We start from the raw sequence: 13,022 nt of genomic DNA, 5'->3' as shown, positions 1-13,022 counted from the left end.
ACTCAGCATAGAGATGTGTGTACACCGTAGCCTCGTAGGAGAGGGAAGTAAAACCATGATTTTTTCGTTGCTCCTGCTTCTCCTGACGGAGACGCTACGCGTAGCTTGCTTCTCCAAAAGAGTACGCCTTTTAGGAGAGGGAGGCCGGGAGGGAGAGGTCTGTCGAACTCACGTTATTTTAGCAGGGGTGAGGTATGTAGATAAAATCGAACCCCCTTACCGATGTGGGAAGGGGGAAATTTTAAAACTGTAACTTACTTAACTGAGAACCGCTACAAGTTTCTAGTAATGAGTACCTGTTTTGCGGTGGTTAATGGCAGTAACTGCATCAGGTTGAATTAATTTACCGTTGTCAACTGTTGCATATACTACCCAGTGATCGCCACATTCCATGCGTTGGCTGACTGAACATTCCACATAAGCTAGAGCGTCAGTGATTACAGTACAGCCATTATCTGCAACTGTAGTACTAAAGTTAGCAAACCGATCTTCTCCTGGGGCAAAATTTTTGCGAAAATGCTTCATGTAATCTAAATGATTTCCATCAGCTAGGATGTTCAGGGTAAATTTACCTCCTGGATACATGAGAGATTCAACTGCCCTTTCTTTGGCGATCGCGACAGTAATACCAGGTGGGTTGAAGGTTGCTTGTGATACCCAAGCGCCTAGCATCCCGGTAGAAACATCTCCCTGTTTAGCTGTAATCACGCACACTGAGCCAACAATTCTACCCACGGCTTGTTCTAAAGGTGTAGCAGATTGTTGTGGTACGCGTACTTTTTTAGCTTTTTTCAGTGTTTGGGCAAAGTCTGTACCGACTTCTTCACAGAATTTGAGAGTAACATCGTCAGGCTTAAACTTCACCTTCAAAGTCTCAAATCCAAAGCGATATCCTGCATCCCGCAGTTTACCTTCAATCATGTCTAATGCTTCGCCACTCCAGCCGTAGGAACCAAACACCCCAGCTAGTTGGTTGTTGTCACCAATGGTTAACACGATACCCAAAGCAGTATGAATAGGAGTAGGTGCATGACCGCCTATGGTTGGAGAACCAATAACAAAGCCATCCGACTGTTCCACAGCAGTGCGAATTTCATCAGGTGAGGCAAATTCGCAGTTAATTGAATGTACTGCAACTCCGCCCTTGGTTAGCCCCAAAGCCATCGCCTGTGCCAGAGTTGCTGTATTGCCATAAGCTGAGGCATAAAGTAGAGCCACAGAAATTTCTCGATTTCTTTGAGAACGGCTCCATTCTCCATAAGCTTTAGTAAGTTCAATTAAGCCGGTGCGTACCAAAGGCCCGTGACCAACAGCGTACATTCTCACATGTAAATCTGATATTTTCTCCAAGACTGCTTCCACATGGGTCGCTTGGGGAGCCATCAGACAATTGTAGTAGTAGCGTTGGTCTTCTTTAAAGGATTCCCAGTTATCATCAAATACTTCATCACCACAGATATGAGTGCCGAAGAGTTTATCTGTGTAGAGAATTTGGGTTTGCTGATCATAAGTACAAAGTCCTTCTGGCCAACGAGGACTAGGAATAGGCAAGAATTTTAAAACATGACCCTTGCCTAAATCTAAAGTTTCTTTCCCACGCATCACTAAAATGTTTAGTGTGTTATCTGGGAAAGCATTATTTAAATATGCAGCGCTAGGTAAAGAACAGACAAAGGTTATTTGCGGTGCTAGTTCTAGAAGTAGCTTGAGGGTTGGTATGCGGTTGGGACTGAAATGACCAAGGATGACATAATCCAACTTTTTCAAGTTTAAGGTCTGCTGCAATGCTTCTAAATAAATTTCAGTGAAGGTTTCAGCAGGTGGGTCAATAATTGCGGTTTTATCACCTTCAATTAAATAGCAATTGGAGGTAGTACCTCTTTCTAGTGCATATTCAATTTCAAACCGCAGACGTGACCAACTACGCGCTCTGAGAATTTTGGTATTTGTAGCAATGGGGAGAACTTGTACGTCACGGGGTTTGGAATCGGTCATAGATTTTCGGTGAAGGGTAGAAAAAAAATGGAAAAACCGGGTAGACTTTGCCCAGTTTTTAGCCGATTGCATGAAGCCAGTCAGAGAATTTAAGAAGCTCATGGGAGTTGTGAAATGCTGGCGTGGAGTTGGAGGCAGCACTTCGGCTACGCTCAGTGACCGGGAAGCAGGGGAAGCAGGGGAAGCAGGGGCAGATGAAGAAGTAATTTTTCTATTCCCTATTCCCTCTTCCCTATTTCCTCTTTTTAGTAGTAGTTACCTACTTTGCGATGGCGAACTGCTGTCAGTGCATCGGGTTTAGAAACACGACCTTCTTGAACGGTGCAGTATACAATCCAGTGATCGCTGCACTCCATGCTGCTTTGCACTTCACATTCCATGTATGCTAAAGCATCTGTCAAAATTGGGGAACCATTTTTTGCGGTTCGGGTTTTGACACCAGCAAATCGGTCAGCACCAGGATGCAAGCGCTTGAGGAAATGCTTTTTCAGTTCTTGATAATTTCCTTCTTCCAAGACGTTGAGGACGAAGCGATCGCCTTCTTGCATCAAGGAATCGATGGCGCGGTCTTTGGCGACAGCAATTGTAAATCCTAAAGGTTGCAAACTTGCTTGCGATACCCAAGAGGCTAACATGGCACTTGACACATCACCTTTTTTGGTGGTGACAATGTACAGTCCGCTGCTAATCCGTCCCAACGCTTTTTCCATGTTCACATCAAGAGACTTGATCTGCTTGATGTTGCGTTCGCGCACTAGCAATTGTCCTAAGTCTGTACCCGCTTCTTGGCACAACTGAAATGTACTGGCGGTAGGAGCTTCTTTAATCCGAATCGCTGGAAAGGCTTCTTTGACACCCAAATCGATGAATTTTCTGCGAATTGTATCGACGGGTTCATCATCTCCGCCGTAACATTCAAATAGCCCCACCAGTTGCTTGTCTTTGGCAACTGATAACAGGGAACTGATACCAGCTTGAGCAGCTACGGCAGTACTGGGAGGCATCCCAATAATCAGGCCAGCTGCTCTACCTGCGAGTTCTTGAATTTCTTGCAGTCCAGCGGTGCTGAGATCGATAACTTCTATCGCAACTCCAGTTTTCTGGATGCCTTCTGCGATCGCCATACCCAGTTGATCGCTATGCCCATATTCGGAAACATAGAACAAGCCGACGGTGGTTTCTGCTTTAGCTTGTCTTTGACTCCAACTTTCGTAACACCCGGTCAGCACATCTAGATGATGATGCAACAAAGGCCCGTGACCATTGGCGATAATGTTAATCTTGCCAAGTTCACTCATTCTCTTCATGGCATTCAATAGAGAACGAGCATTAGGCCCCATCAGACAGTCATAGTAAAATCTAAAGTCAGCTTCGATCGCCTCTAAGTCTTCATCAAAGGTGCGATCATCACAGAAGTGCATCCCAAAAGCATCGCAGGTGAAGAGAGTTTGGGTTTTGCGGTCGTAGCTGAAGATGGTGTCAGGCCAGTGCAGGTTAGGCGCACTCACGAATTCAATTTCGTGTCCTTTGCCAATATCGATGCGATCGCCACTTTTTACAATCCGCTTAGAAAAGGGATCGTGTACCAAACCTTCCAAAAACTGGAGCGCAATTTTGGAAGCCAATACAGTCGCTCTAGGAGCTAACTGAAGGACATCTTCCACTAAGCCGCTATGGTCTGGCTCTGTGTGGCTGACAATAATGTAATCAATAGTCTTGGGGTTGACAATGCTTTTAAGTGTATCTAAATACAGCTGACGAAACTTCTGGTGGGAAGTATCAATCAAAACTGTTTGTTCACCCCTAATTAGATATGAATTGTAAGTCGTACCGTTTTGCAGTCCGAATTCGATATCGAAGCGATCGCGATCCCAATCAAGAGAGCGAATCGCCGTTGTGTTAGGGGCAATTTCTACAGTCTGTATAGTTAGCCGATGCTGAACATTTTCTGCGATCGCTACCATTATTCGTCTCCGAGCGCAAATAAACAGTATTGTTTCTCTGCCCCCATTGTGCCTATAAATAATTTTTAAAGTTGTAATGAAGATGATATTTCGGAAAAATCAAGTTGTATCAATTATTGCCATTTATTAGCATTATTTTTAACTCCAAAAATCTACTAAAAATTCATTTCGTTAAAAGTATTACGTTGAAAAAATTGATATTTATTAGCATAATTTAAAATCCTCAATTCATCATACACATCTTGTTTCTCTGACAAGATTTTCGTAATAAAAAATATAACTTCTCTATAAAAATTCGATTTTATTTCTGAATTTATTGGCGTGGTGCGCGAAGCACGATAGACAGGGAACACGGGTAATCGATGCATACCGAGTCTTGTTCAACAATCAAAAACTGCGATTATTCTTAACTAATTGATCTGTAATTTTAAGTATATTCACCCCTGCAAAATATTAGGGTGCATCGTTATGGTTGCCATACAGGTTAAACTCTTCATATAAAATTATGACTTCACTGAGATCTACCACAACTTATACCTACGATGCCAATGGTAAACTCATATCTGAGAACATTGACAATGATAGTAATGGCATAGCAGATTCAGTCATAACCTACCGTTATAACCGCATATCCGAAAGCTTTGACGACGATGGTGATGGCATTGCTGACCGTAGCACAATCTATAGCTATGATACCAATGGCAATGTAGCATCCGAAAGCTATGATACCAACGGCGATGGGGTAGCTGATAGTATCAATACTTATATTTATAATGCCAGCAGCAATCTCACATTCATAGCTTATGACAACAATGGTGATGGCAAAGCTGAGTCTATCAGCACTTTAAGTTACGATGTCAACGGTAACAAGTTATCCGAAAGTGTTGACAATAATAACGACGGCACGCCTGATTTTGTTTATAGCTATAGTTATGATGTCAAAGGCAACCTGATATCTGAAAAATACGACAATCATGGCGACGATATAACAGATTCAGTTACTACCTATACTTACGATGCCAATAGCAACCGGACATCTGAAAAATACGACAATAATGGTGACGCTATAATAGATTCAGTTAATACTTATACTTACGATCTTAATAATAATCGGATATCCGAAAGCTTTGATGACGATCGCAACGGCAGTATTGATCGCATCAACGCTTACACTTATGATACCAAGAGTAACAAAACTTCTGAAAGTTTTGATGACAATGGTGATGGCATTATTGATCGCATTAATGCTTACACTTACGATGCTAACGGTTACAAAACATCAGAAAGTTATGACTATGACGGTGATGGTATAGCTAATAATATCAACACTTATACCTATAATGCCAATGGCAATCTCATATCCGAAAGCTATGACAACAATGGGGATGGTATAGCCAATAATATCAACACTTATACCTATAATGCCAATGGCGATCGCATATCCGAAAGCTATGATTACAACGGCGATGGTACAGTTGATACAATCTATACCTACAATTACAACACTGATCGTAATTTAACTTATGTAGGTATTGACTATAATGCTGATGGTAAGGCTGATTATAGCAGCACTTATACATACAATACACAAGAAAAATTAACATCTATAACCATTGATAGCAATGGTGATGGCAAGATTGATAGTGTCACTAACTATATTTATGATGTCAAAGGTAACAAGACATCCGAAAGTTATGACAACAACGGCGATGATAAAGTTGATAGCGTCACTAGCTACACTTATGATGCCAGTGGCAACTTAACATCTGTAACCAATGACAATAATGGTGATGGTCAGGTTGATAAAGTCGTTACCTATACCTACGATGCCAAAGGTAACAAGATATCTGAAAGCTATGATAACAATGGTGATGGTCAAGCTGAGAGAATCACTAATTATACTTTTGATGCCTATAGTAATCTGACATCCATCAGCTATGATTACGACGGCAATGGCGAGGCTGAAAATATTACCAAATATAGCTACGGACGTATTAGCGCCAGCTATAGTGATGCTGGGGTTACAACTTACATTTACAATGGCAGTGGTCAGTTGATATCTGAGCGAATTGATCAAAATAATGATGGCAGCATAGATGCGATCGCAGATTACAGCTACAATCCTGATGGTCAGTTAACAACCAAAAATTTTGATAAGAATAATGACAGTATTGTTGATGAAGTTACCATCTACAGCTACAACACTAACGGTAAGCTGACATCCGAACAAATTGACCAAAATAATGACGGCATTATAGATGCGATCGCAAATTATAGCTATGATTCTGATGGAAAGTTAACAACCAAAAACTTTGACAAAAATAACGACAGTATCGTTGATGAAATCACCACATACATTTACGATGCTAGCGATCGCCTCATATCTGAATACATCGACAATAATAATGATGGAGTCAATGATACTCTCGTCAGCTACATCTATGGTGACAAAGGTCAACTCATATCTAAATCTATAAATGATGATTTATTACAAGGCTTAACTCTCTACGGTGGAGAAGGAAACGACAAACTCATTGGTGGTGCTGGTAATGACAAACTCTATGGTCATAATGGTAATGACACTCTAATTGGTGGTGCTGGCGCTGATATCTTGGTCGGTGGTCGTGGCGGTGGTCATGATAAATTTGTTTTTCAACATCTCACGGATTCCTTACTGTCCAATTTTGATGTGATTAGTGATTTCAATATTTGTTTAGATAAGATTGATGGGCCAAAAGCAGTTTCAGCTACTAAAGTTGCTAATCTCGGCAAAATCCACGCCTTAACTGAGTCTGAAATTCAAAACTTATTAAATAAATCTACTTTTGCTGCGAATAGGGCGGCGACGTTCAGCTTAGGTACGGGTAATGAGCAACGCACATTCTTGGCTTTAAATGATGCTGCCAAAGGATTTTCAGCCACCACAGATGCCATGATTGAAATTACTGGATTTAGTGGAAACTTAACTTCGCTGTCAATCTTTTAACATAAAACACAATACAGTACAGTTTAGTTAAGCTTAAAAACTAAAACTGGTGTAGGTTGGAGAACCACTTCGCTTTCTTCTGTTGAGCGAAGTGGCGGTTACTGATGGAGACAACAATATTGTTAGCTCGCAACTTAAAAATAATATCTGGTGGTCAGACAGGAGCAGACCGCGCAGCTCTTGATTGGGCTATGGCTCATCAAGTTGACCACGGAGGTTGGTGTCCCAAAGGACGTAAAGCAGAAGATGGTATTCTTAATGTACGTTATGACCTAACTGAAACACCATCTTCTGAATATTCTCAGCGGACTGAATGGAATGTCCGTGACTCTGATGGAACTGTTATATTTTCGATTTCTCCAACAATTTTTGCAGGCACTTTATTGACTGTTGAATTAGCTAAAAAATATGAAAAACCATATATACATATATGTAAAAAGTTAACTGATATAAATTCTGTCAGTCAATTTCAATTATTTATTTCAAACTTTGGAATAGTAAACCTTAATGTTGCTGGGCCAAGAGCTTCAAATGAGCCAGAAGTTTATCAGTTTGTGAGAGAAGTTCTTGACCGTGCTTTTTTACCTTAGATAATATAGTTATAAATTTTGGCATGGCGATTGTCATTGGTTTTAGGCAACAGCTGCGAGACTAAAATCTGGCTTTCTTAATTAACGTGAGTTCGACGGTTAGAAAAAGCCAAAAAAGCTTGCTCTGTATGTATTTGGGCAACTGGGCATCACAAAGGCGCTCGCTACCATTGATGGAGAATCGGTAAAAAAGTCACAAAAAAAGCTGAGACTAAGAATATCTAACAAAAATAAGTGTCTCAGCTGTCTTGGAAAGTTCTGATCGGAGGAAGCCTCCGCTCAGACTTTCCGCTATGTCTACCATTGTATCTCGGCTCGATATCACACAAATTTTCTGCGACGTAGATGATTTCTGTAAGCAATGGCATCATCTCTGGCAACAAGTACCACAATTACCATCGACAACAGGAGAACGGCGCAGCAAGTCAAGAATGCATTTATCAGAAATCATGACAATAGTCATTGCATTTCATGGCAGTGGATATGAGACTTTCAAGGAATTCTATACCCTGCACGTGCTGACAGGTTGGCATGAAGCATTCCCCAACTTGGTTAGTTACACTCGGTTTGTAGAACTGATGCCCTGGTGCTGAATGTTGTTATGTTGCTTTTTACATACACGTACAGGAGAAATTACTGGGATTAGCTTTATCGATTCTACACCGATAAATGTTTGTCACAACTGTCGGGCACATTCTCACAGGGTATTTAAAGGATTAGTGAAATGGGGCAAAAATTCTGTGGGCTGGCACTTTGGATTCAAACTTCATTTAATTATTAATGATTCTGGAGAATTACTAGCATTTTCACTAACTCCAGCCAACGTAGATGACCGAAAACCAGTCCCAGATATGACTAAGGACTTAATTGGCAAATTGTTTGGTGATAGAGGCTATATCTCTCAAAAATTATTTGAACAGTTATATGAGCGAGGGTTAGAAAATGAAAAATCGTTTGGTAAAACTGATTGATAAGATACTGTTACGTAAACGTGCTGTGATTGAGTCAGTCAATGACCATCTAAAAAATATATGTCAAATCGAACACTCTCGTCATCGCAGTCCGTTTAACTTTTTAGTTAATTTGATGGCTGGTTTAGCTGCTTATACTTATTTGCCTAAAAAACCTTCGATTGATATTTATCCAAAAGATTTACCTGCGCTACCTCCTACCATTTTTTAGCTCTGCCGAACTCACGTTTAATTACGAATTACGAATTACTATAAAACAAAGTCCACTTACATCTAAAAATGTCAAGTGGACTTGTTAACTATCTTTTAGTGGATCCGAGCAGAGTCGAACTGCTGTCCAAATTGGGTATTGACCCCCCGCTCATTCACAGGTTTAGCCTATCTGACCCTCAAGGCGGGAATCGTTCATTATCCCGAACGTAGGATGCTCTGATTTAATCTTAGCTAACAAGCCAACCAGAGAACGCTTGTTAGAGCATCCGTTGGGGGTTGGTCTCTAATCCTTAACGGAGTCAAACTAGAGACGCTCGAACCTGTAAGAGGTGTTTTAGGCAGCTACTAGAGCTTCCCGACGAGCAAATTTAACGATGTTATTCGCATTTACTTTTTTTTTGAGCCTTTGATTTGCGAGAGGAGACTCACTCTCGACCTGAATCACAGAGTAGCGTTCGCCAACCTGTCGAAACCGTTACGGACCCATGTACTTCAATACTTCAATTATAATACGTCGTTTTTCAAATGTGTTATTAAAATAGAAAATTTGAGACTTATAATTTTATATTGGCGTTTTCTGCTTTATGCCAGTACTGCTGAGAAACACAAGGTATCTTTGTAGGAAGTTGGCTGTAACCCATCGGTATAGTTGGCGCAGAGAGTGATGTCTTTATAGCCATTTTCCTGCAAACACATTATAAATTCATCGCGCCCAAACCAATGAAGGGGCAAATCTTGTAACTCTGTGGCGACGAGTTTACTGTGCTTCCATTTCTCGTAGCGAATCACTGTTGTATTGAGTTGATTGAGCCAGTCTATACGAGATGTAGATTGCAAAAGGATGATTGAACCATCGGGACAAGTAATCGGTGAGCGCAACCAAATTCTGATTCAACCAGAAGAAATTATCCATTTATCAGGTATTAGTTGGCATACCTATGAGAGTTTACTAAATGAACTAAGTATTAATCGTCGTCTTTGCTTAACTTATTATCGGGGTAATTTAGAAATTATGGTTCCTTCACTGGAACACGAACGTTATAAAGAAATTACTGGCAGATTTGTCGAAACTTTAGCTGAAGAACTAGAATTAGAAATCGAGCCGCTTGGTTCTACTACTTTCAAACAATTAGAACTAACTGGCGTAGAACCAGATAAATGTTTTTACATCCAAAATGTTAATTCTATTCAAGGTAAAACTAGAATTGATTTACAAGAAGACCCTCCACCCGATTTAATTGTAGAGATTGATATTACTAGCAGTTCAAAGGATCGTTTTGCGATTTATGCAGAAATGGGTGTCCCAGAAATTTGGCGATATGATGGTAAATTATTTACTATAAATATTTTAGAACATAGTAAATATATAGTCGTTAACGAAAGTTTAGCTTTTCCAAATCTGCCTTTAACAGAAATTTCAAATTTCTTGAAAAACGCTGGTAGTAAAAAATATTTTGAATTAGTTAGAGAATTTAGAGACTGGGTAAGAAATAAAATTGTTAGTAATGGATAATTGGTAATCATAACTTATTGATGAAAAGTAACCGAATACATCGTATACCTATTAAAAATCATTGTGTGCGCTAATCACCAATTACCCATTACCAATTTAAGTCAACGCTTCAGCACCACCTACAACCTCAAGAAGTTCTTGGGTAATTGCAGCTTGGCGAGCTTTATTGTAAGAAAGAGTGAGGGTGTTAATCAGTTCCCCAGCATTATCACTAGCATTGCTCATGGCTGTCATCCGCGCCGCTAGTTCACTCGCAGCTGATTCTTGTAATGCCCGTAGGAGTTGGTTACTCAAATATAGGGGTAACAGAGAATCGAGAATCTGCACTGGATCTTGCTCGAAAATCATGTCGCGGGGTAAAGGCCGGACTTGGTTAGTTACTTTCTGCCGTTCCACCTCAAATTGACCACCACGGGTTGTGAGGCGGAAGATTTCGTCATCTGCGGCTTCTAATCCTTGAGGATCGAGGGGAAGCAGAGTTTGTACCACAGGACGGGAGCTAACCAAGGAAACGAATCTGGTATAAACTAACTCGATGCGGTCTACTTTTTCCGATAGGAATAAAGAAAGTAGTTGGTCAGCAATCTGAGTAGCTTCGGCTGCGGTGGGAATTTGCTCTAAGCCGCTGTAGGTGGCATCAATAGGCTGATCGCGGCGTTGAAAGTATTGTGTAGCTTTCCGCCCGACAATCACAAACGTATAATCTACACCTTCTGCCTGGAGTTCTTTGGCGCGGTTTTCGGCACGACGGATAACGTTATTGTTGTAACCGCCACATAAGCCCCGATCGCCAGAAACAACCAACAGCCCTACGGATTTAACTTGGCGTTTTTTTAACAGTGGTAGGTTGGCTTCTTCAAACCGCAGACGAGTTTGCAAACCATATAATACTTGTGCCAAGCGATCGGCAAAGGGGCGGGTTGATAGAACTTGTTCTTGGGCCCGACGCACTCTAGCCGCAGCTACTAAGCGCATCGCTTCTGTGATTTTTTTAGTGTTTTTGACCGACTGAATGCGATCGCGTATTGCTTTAAGATTGGGCATATTCTTTATGGATTGTCAGTTGTGAGCCAGTGCGCCCTTGCGGTTCCCCGACTTAAAGCAACTGGCGTTAGCGTAGCGGTAGCGACGTTAGGAGCGTCACCCGTAGGGTCAGTTGTCAGTTGTCTATTACTACTGACCACTGACCACTGAACTAATGACTAAATTACGCTGTTGCTTTGAAGGTCTTCTTGTATTCGGTGAGCGCTTCTTTCAAGGCTGTTTCTTCTTCGTCACCTAGTACTTTCTTAGTTTGTACTGATTCGGTGTACTGAGGTTTGCCAGTCTTTAAGTACTCCCGCAGACCTTTGGTGAAATTGGTTACTTGGTTTACAGGGATATCATCCAAATAACCGTTAATACCAGCGTAGAGAATTGCCACTTGCTCATATACCGAGAGTGGAGCATTTTGTGGTTGTTTGAGCAGTTCCCGTAACCGTTGTCCCCGTGCCAACTGGTCTTGGGTAGCTTTATCCAAGTCAGAGGCAAATTGAGCGAAGGCTTGGAGGTCGTCAAATTGTGCTAGTTCCAACTTAATCTTACCGGCAACTTTCTTCATTGCCTTGGTTTGAGCCGCAGAACCTACGCGGGATACAGAAATACCGGGGTTCACTGCGGGACGGATACCAGCGTTAAATAAGTCAGAAGATAGGAAAATTTGACCGTCGGTGATCGAAATTACGTTTGTGGGGATGTAGGCGGAAACGTCACCTGCTTGGGTTTCGATGATTGGCAGGGCAGTCATGCTACCTTTACCCAATTCGTCGCTTAATTTAGCTGCTCTTTCTAACAAGCGAGAGTGGATGTAGAATACGTCTCCGGGGTAAGCTTCCCGTCCTGGTGGACGACGCAGCAGCAAGGACATTTGGCGATAAGCTTGGGCTTGCTTGGAAAGGTCATCGTAAATCACCAAGGTTGCTTTGCCTTTGTACATGAAGTACTCGGCAAGAGTTGCCCCAGTGTAAGGAGCGAGGTATTGTAGGGTTGCTGGTTCACTGGCACTGGCAGCGACAACAATGGTGTAGTCCATTGCGCCTTTTTCTTGTAGGGTTTGCACTACGTTAGCAACGGTGGAAGCCTTTTGACCAACGGCAACGTAGACACAGACTACATCTTCTGATTTTTGGTTGATGATTGTGTCAATAGCGATCGCGGTTTTTCCGGTTTGGCGATCGCCAATAATCAACTCCCGTTGACCACGACCGATGGGAATCATGGAGTCAATAGCTGTGATACCCGTTTGCATGGGTTCGTGTACAGACCGACGAGCGATGATACCTGGTGCTGGAGATTCAATCAAACGGCTTTCAGTAGTTTTGATGTCTCCCTTACCATCGATGGGACGACCCAAAGCATCGACAACCCGTCCAATCAAGGCTTCCCCTACTGGTACTTGGGCAATTCTACCAGTGGCGGTTACGGAGCTACCTTCTTGAATTTCTAGACCTTCACCCATTAACACTGCGCCCACGTTGTCTTCTTCTAAGTTCTGGGCGATGCCTACTGTGCCGTCTTCAAACTCTAACAGTTCCCCAGCCATAGCCTTTTCTAGACCATAAATCCGGGCAATACCGTCACCGACTTGCAGAACGGTGCCAACGTTAGCAACTTTGACTTCTTGGTCGTATTGCTCGATTTGCTGTTGAATGATGTTACTGATTTCGTCAGGTCTAATTGAAATGCTCATGTGTCTATTTTTTTGCTTTCGAGACGGAAGGGTGCAAGAGTTAATAGTTAAGAGTTAATAGT

8 protein-coding genes, 1 other RNA gene and 1 pseudogene are annotated in these 13,022 nt (G+C 41.8%); 4 read left to right on the top strand and 6 right to left on the bottom strand.

All coding sequences use genetic code 11. The annotated features are described in order from the left end of the window. Positions 1-282: 282 nt before the first annotated feature. Both I8751_RS00805 and I8751_RS00800 read right to left on the bottom strand, forming a co-directional pair. Positions 283-1,995: a diflavin flavoprotein gene (locus I8751_RS00805; RefSeq protein WP_214437265.1), complete on the bottom strand. Its 1,713-nt coding sequence runs from the start codon at positions 1,993-1,995 to the stop codon at positions 283-285. A gap of 245 nt (positions 1,996-2,240) precedes the next feature. After that, the gene (locus I8751_RS00800; RefSeq protein ID WP_214437264.1) at positions 2,241-3,959 is read right to left on the bottom strand and encodes a diflavin flavoprotein; all 1,719 of its coding nucleotides are present in this window, start codon (positions 3,957-3,959) and stop codon (positions 2,241-2,243) included. A gap of 505 nt (positions 3,960-4,464) precedes the next feature. On the opposite strand from I8751_RS00800, the gene I8751_RS30160 reads away from it, so the two are divergent. The 3 genes and pseudogenes from I8751_RS30160 to I8751_RS00785 all read left to right on the top strand — a co-directional run bounded on the left by I8751_RS30160 (position 4,465) and on the right by I8751_RS00785 (position 8,717). Beyond that, positions 4,465-6,945, top strand: a complete 2,481-nt coding sequence (locus I8751_RS30160) for a bluetail domain-containing putative surface protein (protein ID WP_214437263.1) — start codon at positions 4,465-4,467, stop codon at positions 6,943-6,945. Between the two features lie 104 nt (positions 6,946-7,049). Next, positions 7,050-7,535 (top strand): putative molybdenum carrier protein, encoded by a 486-nt coding sequence (locus I8751_RS00790; RefSeq protein ID WP_214437262.1) that lies wholly within the window; start codon positions 7,050-7,052, stop codon positions 7,533-7,535. A gap of 293 nt (positions 7,536-7,828) precedes the next feature. After that, positions 7,829-8,717 (top strand): annotated as a pseudogene (locus I8751_RS00785) (IS982 family transposase). Positions 8,718-8,813: 96 nt separating this feature from the next. Here the strand turns inward: I8751_RS00785 and ssrA are convergent. Beyond that, positions 8,814-9,204: a transfer-messenger RNA gene (ssrA, locus tag I8751_RS00780) on the bottom strand. Positions 9,205-9,301: 97 nt separating this feature from the next. Then, a complete protein-coding gene (locus I8751_RS00775) occupies positions 9,302-9,556 on the bottom strand; it encodes a hypothetical protein (protein WP_214437261.1) in 255 nt (84 codons plus the stop codon). A 4-nt stretch (positions 9,557-9,560) separates the two neighbouring features. On the opposite strand from I8751_RS00775, the gene I8751_RS00770 reads away from it, so the two are divergent. Further along, a complete protein-coding gene (locus I8751_RS00770) occupies positions 9,561-10,232 on the top strand; it encodes a Uma2 family endonuclease (protein ID WP_214437260.1) in 672 nt (223 codons plus the stop codon). A gap of 96 nt (positions 10,233-10,328) precedes the next feature. On the opposite strand, the gene I8751_RS00765 is transcribed toward I8751_RS00770, so the two are convergent. Together I8751_RS00765 and atpA are read right to left on the bottom strand one after the other, a co-directional pair. Next, positions 10,329-11,276, bottom strand: coding sequence for a F0F1 ATP synthase subunit gamma (locus I8751_RS00765; RefSeq protein ID WP_214437259.1), 948 nt, complete (start codon positions 11,274-11,276; stop codon positions 10,329-10,331). Positions 11,277-11,439: 163 nt separating this feature from the next. Continuing rightward, positions 11,440-12,960, bottom strand: a complete 1,521-nt coding sequence (gene atpA / locus I8751_RS00760; protein WP_214437258.1) for a F0F1 ATP synthase subunit alpha — start codon at positions 12,958-12,960, stop codon at positions 11,440-11,442. Positions 12,961-13,022 lie beyond the last annotated feature (62 nt).

This window comes from Atlanticothrix silvestris CENA357, from assembly GCF_016056295.1.
GTDB lineage: Bacteria > Cyanobacteriota > Cyanobacteriia > Cyanobacteriales > Nostocaceae > Atlanticothrix > Atlanticothrix silvestris.
Note: the sequence above shows the minus strand (reverse complement) of the source record. Positions and strands in the feature narration are given on the sequence as shown.